At 51.0% G+C, this 15,771-nt stretch carries 13 protein-coding genes and 1 pseudogene; 6 read left to right on the forward strand and 8 right to left on the reverse strand.

What is annotated here, in order from left to right:
* Positions 1–26: 26 nt before the first annotated feature.
* A complete protein-coding gene (locus tag ACN0YH_RS24370) occupies positions 27–503 on the reverse strand; it encodes a GNAT family N-acetyltransferase (protein ID WP_417382201.1) in 477 nt (158 codons plus the stop codon).
* A 150-nt stretch (positions 504–653) separates the two neighbouring features.
* Here ACN0YH_RS24370 and ACN0YH_RS24375 point away from each other — a divergent pair, with 150 nt between their 5' ends.
* Positions 654–1,397: a HisA/HisF-related TIM barrel protein gene (locus ACN0YH_RS24375; protein ID WP_417382202.1), complete on the forward strand. Its 744-nt coding sequence runs from the start codon at positions 654–656 to the stop codon at positions 1,395–1,397.
* Between the two features lie 7 nt (positions 1,398–1,404).
* On the opposite strand, the gene ACN0YH_RS24380 is transcribed toward ACN0YH_RS24375, so the two are convergent.
* From ACN0YH_RS24380 to amrS, 3 genes and pseudogenes are all read right to left on the reverse strand, one after another.
* Entirely contained in the window at positions 1,405–3,321 is a 1,917-nt protein-coding gene (locus ACN0YH_RS24380) for a redoxin domain-containing protein (RefSeq protein WP_417382203.1), read from the reverse strand.
* A gap of 146 nt (positions 3,322–3,467) precedes the next feature.
* Complete coding sequence (gene amrB / locus ACN0YH_RS24385; protein ID WP_417382271.1) at positions 3,468–5,465, reverse strand: AmmeMemoRadiSam system protein B; 1,998 nt, start codon at positions 5,463–5,465, stop codon at positions 3,468–3,470.
* Between the two features lie 63 nt (positions 5,466–5,528).
* A pseudogene (gene amrS / locus ACN0YH_RS24390) lies at positions 5,529–6,623 on the reverse strand (AmmeMemoRadiSam system radical SAM enzyme); the annotation flags it as partial.
* A gap of 309 nt (positions 6,624–6,932) precedes the next feature.
* Here amrS and plsY point away from each other — a divergent pair.
* Complete coding sequence (plsY, locus tag ACN0YH_RS24395) at positions 6,933–7,628, forward strand: glycerol-3-phosphate 1-O-acyltransferase PlsY (RefSeq protein WP_417382204.1); 696 nt, start codon at positions 6,933–6,935, stop codon at positions 7,626–7,628.
* A 109-nt stretch (positions 7,629–7,737) separates the two neighbouring features.
* Here plsY and ACN0YH_RS24400 read toward each other — a convergent pair whose 3' ends face one another.
* Together ACN0YH_RS24400 and ACN0YH_RS24405 are read right to left on the reverse strand one after the other, a co-directional pair.
* Entirely contained in the window at positions 7,738–7,971 is a 234-nt protein-coding gene (locus ACN0YH_RS24400; protein ID WP_417382205.1) for a hypothetical protein, read from the reverse strand.
* Between the two features lie 482 nt (positions 7,972–8,453).
* Positions 8,454–9,782 carry an alpha/beta hydrolase gene (locus ACN0YH_RS24405; RefSeq protein WP_417382206.1) on the reverse strand — a complete coding sequence of 443 codons (1,329 nt, stop codon included), beginning with the start codon at positions 9,780–9,782 and terminating at the stop codon, positions 8,454–8,456.
* 281 nt (positions 9,783–10,063) lie between these two features.
* Here ACN0YH_RS24405 and coaD point away from each other — a divergent pair, with 281 nt between their 5' ends.
* Together coaD and ACN0YH_RS24415 are read left to right on the forward strand one after the other, a co-directional pair.
* Complete coding sequence (gene coaD / locus ACN0YH_RS24410; protein WP_417382207.1) at positions 10,064–10,594, forward strand: pantetheine-phosphate adenylyltransferase; 531 nt, start codon at positions 10,064–10,066, stop codon at positions 10,592–10,594.
* Between the two features lie 39 nt (positions 10,595–10,633).
* Positions 10,634–11,227: a thioredoxin family protein gene (locus ACN0YH_RS24415; protein WP_417382208.1), complete on the forward strand. Its 594-nt coding sequence runs from the start codon at positions 10,634–10,636 to the stop codon at positions 11,225–11,227.
* A 95-nt stretch (positions 11,228–11,322) separates the two neighbouring features.
* Here the strand turns inward: ACN0YH_RS24415 and ACN0YH_RS24420 are convergent, their stop codons facing one another.
* Entirely contained in the window at positions 11,323–11,754 is a 432-nt protein-coding gene (locus tag ACN0YH_RS24420; RefSeq protein WP_417382209.1) for a carboxypeptidase regulatory-like domain-containing protein, read from the reverse strand.
* Positions 11,755–11,952: 198 nt separating this feature from the next.
* Positions 11,953–12,957, reverse strand: coding sequence for a DUF1559 domain-containing protein (locus tag ACN0YH_RS24425; protein WP_417382210.1), 1,005 nt, complete (start codon positions 12,955–12,957; stop codon positions 11,953–11,955).
* Positions 12,958–13,450: 493 nt separating this feature from the next.
* On the opposite strand from ACN0YH_RS24425, the gene ACN0YH_RS24430 reads away from it, so the two are divergent.
* Both ACN0YH_RS24430 and ACN0YH_RS24435 read left to right on the forward strand, forming a co-directional pair.
* Entirely contained in the window at positions 13,451–14,008 is a 558-nt protein-coding gene (locus tag ACN0YH_RS24430; protein ID WP_417382211.1) for a sigma-70 family RNA polymerase sigma factor, read from the forward strand.
* Positions 14,005–15,705, forward strand: a complete 1,701-nt coding sequence (locus ACN0YH_RS24435; protein WP_417382212.1) for a hypothetical protein — start codon at positions 14,005–14,007, stop codon at positions 15,703–15,705. Before ACN0YH_RS24430 ends, ACN0YH_RS24435 begins: the two co-directional genes overlap by 4 nt.
* The last annotated feature ends 66 nt before the right edge of the window (positions 15,706–15,771 follow it).

Raw genomic sequence — 15,771 nt, forward strand, 5'->3', positions numbered from 1 at the left:
TCTCATTCAAGCGGCATCGCTACAGGTTATAGTTTCTTTTCCCAGAAAAGAGCGTGCCCCATCTGTGGGGTCAGTTCATAGCCGGAAAATCCCAGGTGGGAATAGACGGCTTGGGCACGCTGATTTCCCTGCAGGACTTCCAGGGTGAGTTTACAGCATCCCCGTGTTTTCGCAATGCTTTCCGCGCATGCAAACAGTTGGCTGGAGATTCCCTGTCCACGAAAATCGGCAGAAACGTACACATCATGGATATTCAACAGAGGTTTGCAGGCAAACGTTGAGAAACCTTCGATACAGGTCATCAGTCCGACGGGGGTCTCGTCTGCGAATGCCAGGAGTACAAGGGCATCCGGGCGTGCCTGTAAGGCAGCCGCCAGATTGTGTTGCACATCTGAAGGTAAATCGGTGCCGCCTCCCTCGGGACTGCAGGCGTAACTGTTTAACAGCGAAACCAGAGCGCTGGCATGTTCCGGGTTGGTCAGGTCTGCTTCGAGAATCTGCATGGTTGTTTCAATTCGGTCTGGATGCAGGGATTGGCATCGGTGGATGATCCACTTTTAGTTTAAGAGCTGTTATTGTAAACAGAGCCCTGCTCACAGGGGAGTCACACGGTTCCAGGTCTGTTGAACGAATCACGCTGCTGAGAGTCTGTTATGAAAATCATACCGGTTCTGGATATACTGAATCAAACCGTCGTTCGTGGTATCGCCGGTCAGCGCGAAACTTATCAACCCATTCAAAGCGGTCTGACCCGTTCCAGTAATCCAGTCGAAATTGCCCGCGCTTTGCGGGATGAATTTGACTTCCACGAATTTTATGTAGCGGACCTGGATGCGATTCAGCAACAGCGTCTCAATCTGGAACTGTATCAGGGGCTGCTCGAAGCTGGATTTACGTTTCTGCTTGACTGTGGATTGCACTTTGCTGCTGACAGTCAACCTTTAACGAAGATGAAAGGCATCACGCTTGTCGCGGGGCTGGAAACATTGGAATCGCCACAGGAATTGAAGCAACTGGTACAAAACTGGGGCGCTGCCTCAACCGTCTTCAGTCTGGATCTCAAGCAGGGGAAACCTGTTCGCAACAGATCCTCAGACAATCTCTTTGCTACGATCAATGATCCGCTGGAGATCGCTGAATTAAGTCTGCAGCAGGGCGTAAATCAAATGATTCTGCTGGATCTGGCTAATGTGGGGACCGGTTTGGGAACCGGAACAGAAATACTCTGTCGCACGCTACGCAGCCGTCACCCCGCGCTGAAACTGATTACAGGCGGCGGCATCCGCAGTCTTGACGATCTGCAGGCCCAGGCAGAGCAGGGGGCAGACGCCGTGCTGGTGGCGTCTGCGCTGCATGATGGCCGGCTGGGAAGAGAAGCGGTTCGCTCCCTGTCCTGACGATACATTATTGCTGCAATAAGCCGGGCAGTGACTTCTTGAGGTCTGCTACATTGGCACTGCGGTTGACCACTTTACCTGACTTATCGACGAGGAACATGGTCGGCAGCGAGATCACGCCGAAGTCGCGAGCGGGCGCACTTTCCAGGCCGCCTTCTTCGTGGATATGAGCCCAGGCAATCTTGTGTTGCTTGATGTAGGCTTCTGCCTGTTCGGGAGTCGCATCGAGGTTGATTCCCAGTACGTCAAATCCCTGGCTGTGGTACTTGTTATACAGCTCCTGAATCTGAGGCAGATCCTCGGTACAGGGTTTACACCAGCTCGACCAGAAAATTACGAGCAGTGCTTTGCCCCGATACTGCTTGGCGTCGATACTGCCTCCCGACAAGGAATTGCCAGTCAGTTCCAGTTCGGTGCCCGACAGATTCATACGTCGCAGGGCGCCCGCACCACGTGTGCCTGCTTCTGAATTGGCGTGGCTTTCGACCAGTTTGGTGTACCATTTTTTTGATTCCGCAACTTTACCGCTGAATTCCTGTGTGACTGCCAGTTGCAGCATTGCTTCAGCAGCGTCATCTGAGCTGGGATATTTCTTGATGAAGTCTTCCAGCTGTCCCAGCCACCAGGTCTGTACATCGCGAAGTTGATCGCTTTGTGTCGACTGTAACTGGGTGCTGTAATCAGCCAGTAATGTGCGGTAAGTCACATACGCGATCAGATCCTGATCCTGTGATTTTTTCTGTACCTGATCTCGAATGGCCTGTAACTGTTTGAGGCCGTCCTTGTAGCCCACAGTCTGCACGGCGGCTGCCAGACCATCGACCATTTGTCGGGTCCACTGCGAACGATCATCTTCATTCTTGGCAGCAGCGATCAGCTTTTCGATAATCGCGACTCGTTCGGTATTATAGCGGGCGACCGCCTGGGGCCCCTTGTCCGGAGTCGGACTGTTCTGATCCAGTTTTTGCAGTTCATCCAGCAGTCCCTGCATCTCTTTGGAAAGTCCGACTGTGGAGTTGGTCGGTAACGTGTTCGTTCCAGCGACTGGCTGCATCAGAATCCCGCCTTCGGTCACCTGAATGGATTCACCTTCAATCGGCAGTGGAACCTGTGTCAGTCGCCAGGCGTTACCCACACGAATCAGTTCTCCAAACTGGATAAGTCCGCTTTTTCCCTTGGTGTCGACAATCGCCATTACATTTTCAAAGACGTGCAGATCTTTGTTCGTTTTAATTTCGTCTGCAGGGATCAGTCCCGGCATGGAACCATCAAAGCGGACCCAGACGGTATCCGGTGTGATCATTTTCGTTTTCGAAAGCATCGTTGTGATATCTTTCGCAGCACTATTGACCGATTCACGAATCTTGTCAGCAAAGGGGTTCTGAATCCCGGCGTCGGTCAGTTCCTCTTCAGTGATCATCAGTGTTTTGAAAGACTTGGTATCATTCTTTGCCAGTGCGTTCATGGCAACGCGGGTGACTTCTTCTGCAGAAATCATTTTCCACTCGTCAATCACACCATCTTCATCGCGGTCAATACCCCAGCGGGTCCCGGCGAGATTCATCCAGCGTGAACCATCTACTTTATTATTATAGTTGGCATCGATATCACGATAGACTTCCAGGCCGCGATTGAAGTACCGCCACTGATCGACCACGTTGTCGCCATTGGTATCAACGAAGCGTCTTAGCACCTGCCCATTCGGTCCATAGACGATCCAGCCGGAACTCTTTTTACTCTGCTCGACTTCGACTTTGCAGCGACCATAATCCGTCTTATCCGGGATTTCAATTTCGATGTCTTCCTGGATCGGTTTGAACGTCAACGCAAGTTCGACCGAAGGCGCGTCGGCCGCCGGCAGTGAATGGGAAAACAGAATGAGGGAAGCGAATACTGTTAAAAAAGAGATTCGACCAATAGACATATCACGGGACTCCGATTCCGCTGGCACGCATACTTTAATGTTTGAAAAACGACAGAGTCGGGATTTTACTGGAAAACCGGTGAGTTGGTCACCATCAATTTCTGTAATTCCCGGCAAATCCATCAGTTACTGACGGAGTTTGTATTTCAGTTGATCAACAGGCCGGCATAGCCGACAACCCGGGATGGATCGCCGGTCACATCCCCCGAAGTTGCATATCCTACCTGCTCTATCTGCTTTAATTTGCCCAGCTTCTGGAGCGTTTTCATCACCATCACCGCAGGCAGGACGCCACACATGGAAATATGGTGCTCGCGCACCGTTTCCAGCAGGCCTTCGGGGTCAAGCGACCGTATTTTTTCGAGTGCCAGTTCGTCCAGTCGGCGATTTTCTGTGTCTGTAGCGAAATGATTCATATCACTGGAAATCAGTAACAGCGGCGGTTCGGGCATTTCCTGAATGACGCGTGCCAGTCCTTCGGCAAACTCCTCACAGCGTTGCAGGTTACCACTGCCGATCACAATTCCGATGACTTTGGTATCCTGCGCCAGGCGTTGAATCAACGGGAGTTCTACTTCAATGGCATGTTCGCTGCGATGGGCGGCGGCATCCAGTTCCAGTCCGGGGATCTGTTCCACTAGTTGTTGAGCCAGCCCTCGATCGGATTCCAGATTACCATTCGGAAGCTGCCAGACCTGATGCGGGGCGAGGGCCCAGTCGACGCCATCACGTGTGTGTTTGGGACCGATGACGATCACCGTAGATGGAAGCTGAATCCGGTTCAGAACATTGGCTGCAATTTTTCCGGAATATTTCCATCCGGCGTGGGGCACCATGGCTGCAGCCCAGGGTTGAGCCTCTACTTTTTCATGGAATAATTCATCCAACTGGGATGTCATTCTGGCGGGGTCGGTGGGATAAAAGGTTCCTGCGACTCCCACCGGTCGGATTTCCGTCCCGAGTTCTGCACGGGGTCGGTTTACGATCTGAAAACGGGATGTTGCGGTCTGTACTGCCAGACTGAGGACCTGGGCAGTTTCCGGCTGAGTACTGTTGAGGGTCTGTTTTGCCTGTTCCAGCAGTTTACCCACTTCCTGATCCCGATCATAACACCAGGCATTTTTCTGCCCGTCAATGAGTAGCAGGCTGCGTTGCTGAAAATCGAAGACCTGCAGATCGTTTTGAGCCAGGGTACCATGCATCGCCGGGTCCGAAGCCAGTACCAGTTTAATCTGAAACTCCCCTGATTTCAGATTCAGTCTGGTGATGATCTGCGTCAATTGCTGACAGAGTGAAAACACAGTGGATTGCATGGGGAACGTCTGCTTCAAGGTCCACTTCGAAAGAATCAGCTCTTCCTCCGTGCCCGTCCGCGATAACAGTAGTGCGACTCCCTGCAGATTCGTATCGGAGACGGCATCACAATAATAGGAGGGAACCTGACCTTTGAGTAATGCGTCGACCGTTGACTGAATGTATTGCAGGTACTGCGCAAATTCGCGTGGTCCCAGGATGGACGGTACCTGCTGCTCAGTGGAGAGGTCAACGAGCTCGGCAATTCGGGCCGCACTCGAGATACCCTGAAACCGCAATAAGGTGGTGCCCGAATCTTTCCAGGCGGTCGGGGGGAGGCCTGCTTTGATACAGGTTTGATTGAGGAATTCTTCCGCATCCCAGCCATGGTCAAGAGGTACGCCAGGCAGCAGCAATCCACTACGACCATCGGCGCGAATCTGCAGGCCATGTTGTCCGACGATCACCGCGTCCACTCGGTCGGAACCCTGTTCGGAAACTGCTTCCAGACCGGACAGCAGCCAGACTTCCAGATCAAGGTGAGCCAGTTCGCTGGGGGAAATGGGAGGGAAGCGGGGATCATCTTTTGCCGCACGGACAGCCGCCTGATGCAGGGCCTGGGCCAGCGGAAGGGGCTGGCCAAAACTGCCACAACAGGATCGCAGTTGCCCCTGACGCTTCAGGCTGACAAAGGCACCACTGACGGTTCTGTCCTGCAGGTCTGCCAGAGGGACTTCCAGAGATCTGTTTCCGGTGACGGTACCTGTAACAATGGCAGCCGCCTGCTGCAGGAGCATCTGCTCCTGATCACTGCTGAGTTTCATGGCTTGTGCTGGCTGATTGATCTGCATCGTCGAAGGACCTTTCTGAGGATCGGTGTTCCGTGATTGCGATACGGGGCTGTTTTTTAAAATTGACTGTATGTCAACGGGCAGTCTTTTCTGACCCCAATTGCCAGGTTGATCATTAAAATGGCCAGCAATTTCCGTATCACAATAACCACAGCGATTTCCCTGCAACGCATATTTGCCTAGTTGATACCAGTTGCGCTCAATCAGTGTCTGCTGACATTCAGGGCAGTAGGTGCTTTGTCGGGATATATCGTTCACATTTCCGGTGTAAACATATTTGAGACCGGCGGCGAGCGCGATCTCACGGGCACGGATCAGCGTTTCCGGCGGTGTACCCCCGCGATCCCGCATCCGGAAATCGGGGTGGAAAGCAGAGAAATGCAACGGGACGTCGGGGCCGATTTCGTTGAGGATCCAGTCACACATCTGCTGAAATTCGCCGTCGTGATCATTCGCCTGCGGAATGATCAGATTCGTGATTTCGAACCAGACGTCCGTTTCCTGTTTCAGCCACTTCAGGGTATCTAGGACCGGTTGTAAATGTGAGAGTGTAATACGGTAATAGAATTCTTCGGTAAACGCTTTCAGATCAATATTCGCAGCGTCGATGTGTTCGAAGAAATCCCCACGGGCCTGTTCGGTGATGTAGCCGGCTGTGACAGCCACGGTTTTAATTCCACGGGCATGACAGGCTTTGGAAGTTTCTATCGCATATTCCGACCAGATGATGGGATCGTTGTATGTGAACGCGACACTCTGGCAGTCCAGTCGGGCAGCGACTTCGGCAATTTCGTCCGGCATTGCCCGGGCGCTTAAGCGTTCAATTTCTCTCGATTTGGAAATATCCCAGTTCTGGCAGAACTTACAGCCCAGATTGCAGCCTGCGGTCCCGAAGGAAAGCACACTGGAACCGGGATAAAAATGGTTTAATGGCTTTTTCTCGATGGGGTCGACACAGAAGCCTGTGCTGAGGCCGAAAGTGGTCAATGCCATCTTGCCGCCGACGTTCTGGCGGACAAAACAGAATCCACGGTCATTTTCTGACAGCGCGCAGGCGCGCGGACAAAGATCGCAGATGATTTTCTCACCTTCTGCATGCCACCAGCGCGCAGGGTAAAGTCCCTGGTCCAGATCAGGCTGATCTGCTGCTGGCGTGATGATGGGAAGCGTATTATCTGCCATGGCTCTTACAAAAGGAAAATCGTTTAAGTGGCTATCAAGGAAGGGAGCCCTGACCTTCAGAATAATTAATTCATAAGGACAGGGCCAATAGTAAGTTCCAACTTTTAGACTTTTGAGGCGATGAGAACCACCTATCCTCGCAAGTCGGCAGGATTCGTCCGTAAAAGTCTTCGCAACAGGTCATCGGACCTGTTGTTGTATTTTCTGGCTCAAGTCAGGTATTATCACAGCACGTTGATCAACTGCCATGTCTCTACACTTCTATTATACGAAACTGTCCACTCGATGTTTGCAGATAATTTCTGGTTTTTTGTAGCGGCCTGCTCTTATCTGGCCGGATCTGTCCCCTTCGGCCTGCTGGTGGCAAAGCTGTTTACCGGTACGGATATCCGTAAAGTGGGCAGCGGAAACATTGGCGCTACCAATGTAGCCCGTACCCTGGGAGCCAAGTGGGGCATCCTGGTGCTCCTGCTGGATGCGTTCAAAGGACTGCTGCCCGTCTTGCTGATCCCGTCTTTGTTCGTGAGCCCGGAGTCTCCTGCTTTCGATCATGCCCGTGTCCTGAGTGGTGTTGCGACCATCCTGGGGCATATGTTTCCCGTCTGGCTGGGCTTTCGAGGCGGCAAAGGGGTGGCGACCAGCCTGGGTGTGATTCTGATGCTGGGCCCGTGGTCGACGCTGGTGGCCGTCATCGGCTTCGCTTTGACTTTTCTGCTGACGAGAATTGTCGCCTTGAGTTCGATTATCGCTGCGATTGCATTTGGCATCGCGCAGTTTATTCAACTGGGGTCCACTGCTTTCACACAGCAAAAGTGGAGTCTGGCTGCTTTCAGCATTGCCGTCCCACTGTTGATTATTATCCGACACTGGAGCAACATGGGCCGGATCATGCGGGGGGAAGAGAAGAAGTTCTCGTTCGGCAGCCGCAAGAAAGAGAGTACGGCAGTCCCCGAATCGAACACCAGTGAAAATGGTTCCTGAGAGCAGGACCGGGGGAGAGTAGCCAAAGCGATCAAATCATCCTGATTAAATCGCAGGCGGTGGCTTGCTCTTCAGAGCGTTCAGCATCATGCGGAACAGGGGAATTCGATCAGGATTCCACGCGAATATTATTGGTCAGGGCGTATTGATCGATTTCACTCAATGCAGCGTGAGTAGCCAGCTGTTTGTGGTAAAATGAATCAGTGCGTCCGGAAAGGACCACGATCTCGCCCAGAATATCAACTTTAAGCGACTGCACCTGGCTGCCAGTCCGAAATGTGATGGTCTGCTCAATTTTCTGGGAAAGCTGTTTTGCTTTTTGGGAATAGGTCTCTACGGTCATCTAAAATCCTCCTTGAATAAAACCTGAATTCAGGCTTAGTGATAGTGGCTCCAGGATCAATCGGATCGTATTTCAACTCGATGAAATGACGGTCGTTTCCCTGGATACGCCTTTGTCAAATTACCAACAGACAATTTCCTGTGAAGCAGCCAGCAGTAGACGCTAAGCTGTCGTGGTATTCAAGGCGGGTGACTCAAAAGCAGCAGACTCTTGAAACTCAAGAACGACAAGCATCGTTCTGTTTCCGGCAGAACACAACTCCATTTTCTGTTACGGCAAATCTCAGTCGGTGAACTCTATGCTGGGACTTTAAAAAAAACAAATCGTTGACTCAAGGTTCCTCTCACTTGAGATTACAATTTGGTCCCACTGAATTCTTAACGATGTAAATTTATCCGCCCGCTTCCCGTTCGTCAAATAAAATTCTCAACGAATATTTCGATTCCCCGGAAATAACCGTCGGGAAAGCGGGCGGCCCGCGTTTACTTCTGGTCTGAATTCCAGATCCAGATCAGGGCTTCCGGCAAAACCGCTTTCCCGTGGCGACTGCTGTGAATTCCATGGCCGGTGACAAACCAGTAGTCGTAACCACTATAAGCCAAGGCGGTTGCCATCCGCTCGTTGTTCAGAAACCAGTTGCCCAGCTTATTGTCTAAATCATTATCCCCGTCCTGTAAAAAGACTTTAAGTGGTTTGGGAGGATACTCTTTGCGAATCAGTCCGGGATAGTCGTGAGCGGTTTTCCAGGGGCCAAATTGATCGAGGGGGATCGTATTCTTCTTGCGGGTGGGATAATCATCGATTCCCCGGAAATCGCAGAAACTGCCCACAAAGGAAATGACCTTCTGGAACAGGTCCGTCCGATGCCAGGCCGCAGTAAAAGCACAACTGCCACCGGAAGAAGCGCCGCAGATCAGATGGTCTTCCGGTTTTTCTGAAATTTGGTACTGCTGACGCACTATAGGTAACATTTCCTGATCCAGGAAAGTCGCATACTGCGCCGTGCAGGTGTCGTACTCATTGCTGCGGTTACGGCTTTCCGATTTTCCTTTCCCGGAAGCAGGGATCACGCCGGGATTGATGAAGACGGCAATCGCAACCGGAATCTTTTTCGCATGAATCAGGTTATCCAGAACGATTGTGGCGTTACCATCGCCGTGACAGTATCCACCGCCATCGGTAAAGACAATCAGCTTGGCGGGAGGCCCTGATTTAGAATATTGGGCGGGCACATAGACCCACCAGTCGCGAACCGTGCCCGGATACTGTTTCGTGCTCTTAAAGGCAGGCATCTGGGTGAGTTTGCCTTGGGGAACCCCGTCCTGTTTGATGCTTTCCGGAGCCCATTCGTAGCTTTCAAAGCCGAACCGGTTATAGCGGCCTGTCTGCAGCCGTTTCCCATTCACACTGAAATGAAAGTGGGCAGCAGAAAAATTGGGGAATTTCTCTACATGAGCGAAATAGCCGGAATCACCCAACTCGGTCATTGGCCACTTTCGCCCCTTCTCCGCAAAGACAATCACTTCATCACCCGGTTCTGCTTTGAGAAACCAGCCGGCATATCCGCCGCCATCGTCGGTTTTGTCGATCAAAGTCTTATGCAGACCCTGTGATAAATCTTTTTCTTTCTGATATCGCTTCTTGAAGTATTCCAGAACCTGTTGCTGATTTTCTTTGCTGAGCGGTGCTTTGAGTATCTTCGAAACATCGGCCAGTTTTTGTGGTGCTGCGGTCAACGTGCAGGTCAGTGTCAGTAGCGACAACATGACCGTAGCCAGTGGGACAGTGACGCGGACAGGGGAATATTTCATTGCAGGAAGCTCCAGTAGCAGGTTTCTGGTCAATAAGTCAATTTGCGTATGATATCAGTTACGTGTTGCATCAGGATTACTTGAATTACCCGATTTCTCTGACTCGTTTTTCACTCCCTGTATTACACTGGCTGACTACGCGATTTGCAATTCCGGGCACTCTCGATCTTCAAATCTTGCGATTCGTTCCAGAAATTGGATGCTGTCCGTTTGGATCATTCCCGCTTCCAGCTACAATCATATTAAGTGGTTCACAGTCATTTATCCTGAAAGGCAGTTTCGTGTCGCAGTCGCTCAATCCACATCATGCTGTTTATGTAGGCAGTTTCGATCCCCCGACGCTGGGGCATCTGGACATCGTGGAACGGGGTGCCGTGATTTATTCGAAAATCACTGTCGGCATCGGGATCAATCCGGATAAGCGCCCCTTGTTTTCACCCGATGAACGCCAGCAGATGCTGGAAGGCCTGCTGACCGCATTTCCGAATGTCGAGGTCAAATGCTTTCAGGGGCTGGCAGTCAATTTCGTGCAGGAGTGTGGCGGCGGCGTCATGCTTCGGGGACTGCGAACATTAACGGACGTGGAAGCCGAATTCACAATGTCACTCGCGAACCGGACTCTCGCTTCAGAAATCGAAACGGTCTTCCTGATGGCCAGTGAAAAATACACGCATATCTCCAGCTCACTGATCAAGCAGATCGCACAATTGGGCGGTGATGTCGCAGAAGAAAAACTCAAAGACTTCGTGCCCCGACAGGTCGTCGGTCCACTGGTTGAAAAATTCGCTTTAAAAACTTCAAACCAGTCTTAACATCTGCCTGACTGGTTGTTCGAAAAAGGAGATCTCATCATGGTAAAAACCGCATCCACAATGCTTCCCCTGGGGACCCAGGCTCCCGACTTCTCCCTGAAAAATGTTGATGGGTCGACTGTCTCCCTCAGCGACTTCAGTGACTCCAAAGGATTGCTGGTCATTTTCATGTGCAATCATTGTCCGTTTGTGATTCACCTGCGCGAAGCTTTGGCTTCCTTTGCAGATGAGTACATGGAAAAAGGTCTGGGCATTGTTGGTATCAGCTCCAACGATGTGGCCACGCACCCCGATGACAGCCCGGAGAAAATGGTGGAAGAAGCCAAATCTGCCGGCTATCACTTCCCCTATCTTTACGATGCTACCCAGGAAGTCGCCAAGGCCTACAAAGCGGCCTGCACCCCTGATTTCTTTCTGTTCGACCAGGAACAGAAACTCGTTTACCGCGGACAGTTTGATGACAGTCGACCAGGCGGGGACAAACCAATCACCGGTAAGGATCTGAAAGCCGCCTGTGATGCCGTCCTGGCGGGATCTCCCGTGACGGAAGATCAGAAGCCGAGCATCGGCTGTAACATCAAATGGCAGGAAGGTAAAGAACCGGAATACTTCACCGGTCAGCCGGCAGTCTAAGTTTTCAGACTTCTAAAAAATCAGCTCCCTTTGTTCCATGATGAAGGGAGCTTTTTTGTGCGCTGTTTCAGTAAAGAACTGTCTTTACCGGGCTGTCAGTTTGATTTCAGTTCAAAGTCGATCTGATTGTCGCCTGCCTGAACTTTTTCCATCAGCGTGCTGTCTGTATTGTATTTCGCGGGAATGTTTTCTTTAAACGATGCCGCTGCTTCACCGCCTGCTTCTTCCGAACTGTCGGGCTGCGCGGTGGTGATGCTGATTTTATGAGTTCCCAGTTTGGCCCCTTTCGAATCGCCGACATACAGCAGGTCATATTGGCCCGCTTCATCGGTGATTGCCATGGAAGAACGCCCCGTTTCCGGGCTGAAGACCAGCATGGCTCCTGTCAGTGGCTCACCATCCAGGGTAACACTCCCGGATACGGTTCCCAGTTCGGGTTGATCACTGGTCTGTCCGCCACATCCTGTGAGAAGCAGACAGAGGGAACTGAAGAAAATAATCCGCAGCGGATTTCCTGTGGGAATCATGAAAGTCTCCTGAACGCATCATATAAGATTCAAGTGAAAGTAATCTCAAGCAGGGAGCGAATCATAGAGGGACAGATGCGAGATCTCAACTCACCACGCAGGTTCCCGGTTGAGCCTGCGTGTCATGTAAAAGAGACAGGCAGTCAATGTGACCGCCTGTCTCTGGAAGACATGGGAAATCATTTTAAATGCGCTAGATTAAAACTCGCCTACAATGTTTCCATCGTTGATTCCGATAAGATATTCGAACGTGCTGTCGGCAGGGATCGTGGCGGCGTTGTGATCGATGTTTTCACTCAGGAACACAATGCGACCATCACCAAACAGAAAATGAGCTCCTCCGACATGCTTACTGCTGAATGCGATTCGTCCCTGGCCGGATGATGCATTCGCATTGATGGTCGCAGCGCCACCGCCCATGATCGAGATCAGTCCCTGGTTCGAAGACGAACCATCGGAGCTGATTGCCGGTCCTGTGGCATTAAAATCACGGACCGCATATAACGCGCCGGCAAAGGCCTTGGTACCACCCAGGGCATAGGCACGTTCGCCTGCCATGATCACATTACTGCTGCCATCGCTGAAGTCACGCAGGCGGACATCGCTGTTTCGATAGAAGGCGCCATTAGCGTGGTTGGTAGGATCAGTACCACTGTCTTTCTTTAAGCCAAAAGAGTTGTTGGCGACAATGTAATTGGTTACCGCCAGGCCATATTCTGTACCAGCGGCTGACATGATTCTGCGTCCCGCTTCTTCATGAATCCGCGGACCACTATCAGAGGGGCAGCGAAAAACAGTCAATGTCTGCTGCATCGTATTGCGAATGCTGGCAGAGTTCAGCACGGTAGAAACCGGTACGGTGCCCACGTTGAGCTGATTGAACAGCGGCGCCTGGTCAAGATAAGGAAGCAGCAAGGAATTCCAGGCCCAGTGTCCCTGGTTATCGGCGATGGAACCACCGTTCGAAGGCAGGCGTTCTTCTACATATCCGGGAGGAAAGGTGCGAAAGGTTTCGTGGTAATTGTGTAACGCGAGCCCAATCTGCTTGAGATTATTTTTACAGCTGCTCCGGCGGGCGGCTTCACGCGCCTGCTGTACTGCGGGCAGTAACAGAGCGATTAAAATGGCAATGATGGCGATGACGACCAGCAGTTCAATCAGGGTAAAACCCCGCTGGCAGTTTAAGCGACTAGTTTTCTTCATGGAGTCGACCTGTCTTTCTGATTCGGGACGGATAAAAAATATCTTGCTCTGGAAAATAGATAAGGGAAATTAAGAACCCAGAGAAACGCAATTTTCAGTGATAGGTTGTCCGATCAGAAATCGAACCGGCAAATGCCCAGGTTTGTGGGGAAGGCTTCACCAGCCTGAACCTGGGCGGACAAGATAAAAATTGCCCTTAAATAAGTAGTCGTACGCATCTACTGTCATTTACCCCTGTTTTTCCAGAAAAACTATAATTGGATCAAGATCTCACATTGGTGTATACTTATGGATATGTTTCTGGTCTGTTTGAGGGGTTCTGGCTGTGGGATTCGTTAATCGTGGCGGAGATCCTGAATTCTCTCGCGATTTCGTCAAATTGAAGGGGTAATTCACTCAGTCTCTGTACGATTGCCTTACAGGGAGACTTTGTTTTTGTATTTGAAGTCTGGAATAACTATCATACTTTTACAGGTTGAATGAAATCATCTGCATGAGCATTGAACAGGAACAGACAGACCTGCCCGACGAATTACATGTGAAATTCCTTCATGTTTTTACGCAGCATCGAAATCAGATCTATTCGTATATCTTTTCGTTACTGCCCAACCGGGATGATGCGGAAGATGTATTTCAGAGAACCAGCCTGATTCTCTGGAAAAAATTTGCAGACTACGATGAAACCTGCAGTTTTTTTTCCTGGGCCTGCGGCGTTGCTTTTTATGAAGTCAAAAACTTCATGCGTGTGGCTCAGAGAAAGCGGTTGCAGTTTCGAGATGATGTCATTCAACAACTGGCAGATGAGCGTGCTCAGATTCCACAACTCAAACTGGATCTACGTGCTACCGCGTTAGAAGAGTGCATGCAGAAGCTGAAAGAGAAAGACCGTCAACTGGTGAATCAGGTCTATCGGGATCAGGTTCCCATTAAAGATATAGCAGAAGCCGCCGGAGCTGCGATACAGACTTTGTATAACAGGCTCAATCAGATTCGTCGTCAATTAACTCACTGTATAGAACGAACGGTCTCTTATACAGGAGAGGGAAAATGAATCAAAACAATAAACACAATGAGTTACTTTACGAGCTCTTCGGTGCGCTTTGTAACCAGAGCATTACCGCAGAGCAGCATCAACAGCTCGAAGACATTCTCTCTACCGACACAGATGCCAGGCAGAAATACTTTAACTATCTCGACCTGCATCTGAATCTGGGGCGAATGCACGACGAGCAGCCGGTTTCCGATTTCGAGTTGCAGATTCAGTCACCCCTGACGACTTCGGCTCATACGCAGGTTCCAGCAGGACAGCCTGTGAAAACTGCCACCGCCTTGTGGCTGTTAGTCTCTGCTGCATGTCTCGTACTGGTGGCAGGTTTTCTTGTCTTCAATCAGGCACCGCCTGCGATCCCCCAGGTCAGCCAGGTTACTCCTCAGTCTGAAATACAGACCCCCTCCACAGCCGCAGTCACACAGACCGCAGCCGTACGGTTTGCCGAAGGTTCTCCCTTCCTGAAAGTCGGTTCTCCCATCGTGAACTGCCAGGAATATGCGATCTCGGCTGGGCAGTTGCAGCTGATTTTTGCCAACGGGGCAGAAGTCATACTCACCGGACCTGCCGTCTTTGAAAGCCAGGGACCAGAACATCTGGCAGTCCGTTATGGTGCCTGCTCTGTCTATGCCCCTGATGGCGCCGAAGGTTTTACCGTTGAAACACCACTCTCGAATGTCGTCGATTACGGCACCCGGTTTTCTGTGAATGTATCGGATGCCGGTAACACCGATGTCCAGGTCATCGAAGGGGAAACCGACGTGCGGCCTGTAAAACTCAAATCTGACAGTGATGTGAAATCACAGCGATTGACTCGCGGCATGGCCCAGCGTTTAACCACTAATAATGGTGTTGTCGTCGATGAGATTCCCTTCGATCACAAACAGTATGTGTCACAGTTACCTGATAGAGTGGTAACTTACACAACGACATTGGGTCCCGATCGGCGTGCGGAAGATTTGAAATGCGTCACCGTACAGCGTGGCGGAAAATCCTATCAGTATGAAGTCGAAGACCTGATTGGAATTGAACTCACCCACTACAAAGGAAAGTCTTTCCTGACCCGCAACGATGGGATTGATCCCGGCAACGATGGGGACCCCAAGACACTGCGACGCCATCTGCTCGAGCAGGATCGTTGTCTGCTGACCGGTGTCGTCAATCCCGGCGGATCCACTGCGCCACTGACTGCGCCACCCGTAATGAATGATCAGGAAGATCCCGCTCACCCCAATACTCCCGGAATGGCCATCCGCTTTCGTGAGCCAGTGGTCAATGATCTCGGGCCGGATATTGTCCTGTTCGATCTACAGGTCATTGTGCACTCGACCACTGGAGATGCCTTTTATGCATCACCACTGCCATTCACGAAAAAATCCAAAACCCACCTGATTCAAAAATTTGACATTGATCTCGCTTCGCCGGAAGCAAAACCACTTGAGAAATTCTGGTTGCATATTTTCAATCAGAAGTCAGGCATCAGTTCCCGCTCTGAACTGGAAACTGCCAGAGGTAATGGCGGTAACTGGCATGTTGTGAGTGCGAAAGCGCTCGCGACTGGCATTGATCTGTCTGACCTCGGTTTTGCAGAAGGGGAAACTGTTGAAGGCCTGTTCATCCAGGATGTGCAGGATGACAACGATGTGATTGACCCGGTCTTTATCGGCGGGCTCCCTCCTTTAAAACATACACGCAAATAATTTCTAAAACACCTGATACGATTCGAAGATAGATACCCTTTTATTTTCAGCGTCGATAAATGAAAG

The sequence above is a fragment of the Gimesia sp. genome, from assembly GCF_048262075.1.
GTDB lineage: Bacteria > Planctomycetota > Planctomycetia > Planctomycetales > Planctomycetaceae > Gimesia.

What these genes read in the sequence shown, in the direction of transcription:
- ACN0YH_RS24370 (WP_417382201.1), bottom strand. Translation starts at nt 503, where the DNA reads ATGCAGATTCTCGAAGCAGACCTGACCAACCCGGAACATGCCAGCGCT.
- ACN0YH_RS24375 (WP_417382202.1), top strand. Translation starts at nt 654, where the DNA reads ATGAAAATCATACCGGTTCTGGATATACTGAATCAAACCGTCGTTCGT.
- ACN0YH_RS24380 (WP_417382203.1), bottom strand. Translation starts at nt 3,321, where the DNA reads ATGTCTATTGGTCGAATCTCTTTTTTAACAGTATTCGCTTCCCTCATT.
- amrB (WP_417382271.1), bottom strand. Translation starts at nt 5,465, where the DNA reads ATGCAGATCAATCAGCCAGCACAAGCCATGAAACTCAGCAGTGATCAG.
- plsY (WP_417382204.1), top strand. Translation starts at nt 6,933, where the DNA reads ATGTTTGCAGATAATTTCTGGTTTTTTGTAGCGGCCTGCTCTTATCTG.
- ACN0YH_RS24400 (WP_417382205.1), bottom strand. Translation starts at nt 7,971, where the DNA reads ATGACCGTAGAGACCTATTCCCAAAAAGCAAAACAGCTTTCCCAGAAA.
- ACN0YH_RS24405 (WP_417382206.1), bottom strand. Translation starts at nt 9,782, where the DNA reads ATGAAATATTCCCCTGTCCGCGTCACTGTCCCACTGGCTACGGTCATG.
- ACN0YH_RS24415 (WP_417382208.1), top strand. Translation starts at nt 10,634, where the DNA reads ATGGTAAAAACCGCATCCACAATGCTTCCCCTGGGGACCCAGGCTCCC.
- ACN0YH_RS24420 (WP_417382209.1), bottom strand. Translation starts at nt 11,754, where the DNA reads ATGATTCCCACAGGAAATCCGCTGCGGATTATTTTCTTCAGTTCCCTC.
- ACN0YH_RS24425 (WP_417382210.1), bottom strand. Translation starts at nt 12,957, where the DNA reads ATGAAGAAAACTAGTCGCTTAAACTGCCAGCGGGGTTTTACCCTGATT.
- ACN0YH_RS24430 (WP_417382211.1), top strand. Translation starts at nt 13,451, where the DNA reads ATGAGCATTGAACAGGAACAGACAGACCTGCCCGACGAATTACATGTG.
- ACN0YH_RS24435 (WP_417382212.1), top strand. Translation starts at nt 14,005, where the DNA reads ATGAATCAAAACAATAAACACAATGAGTTACTTTACGAGCTCTTCGGT.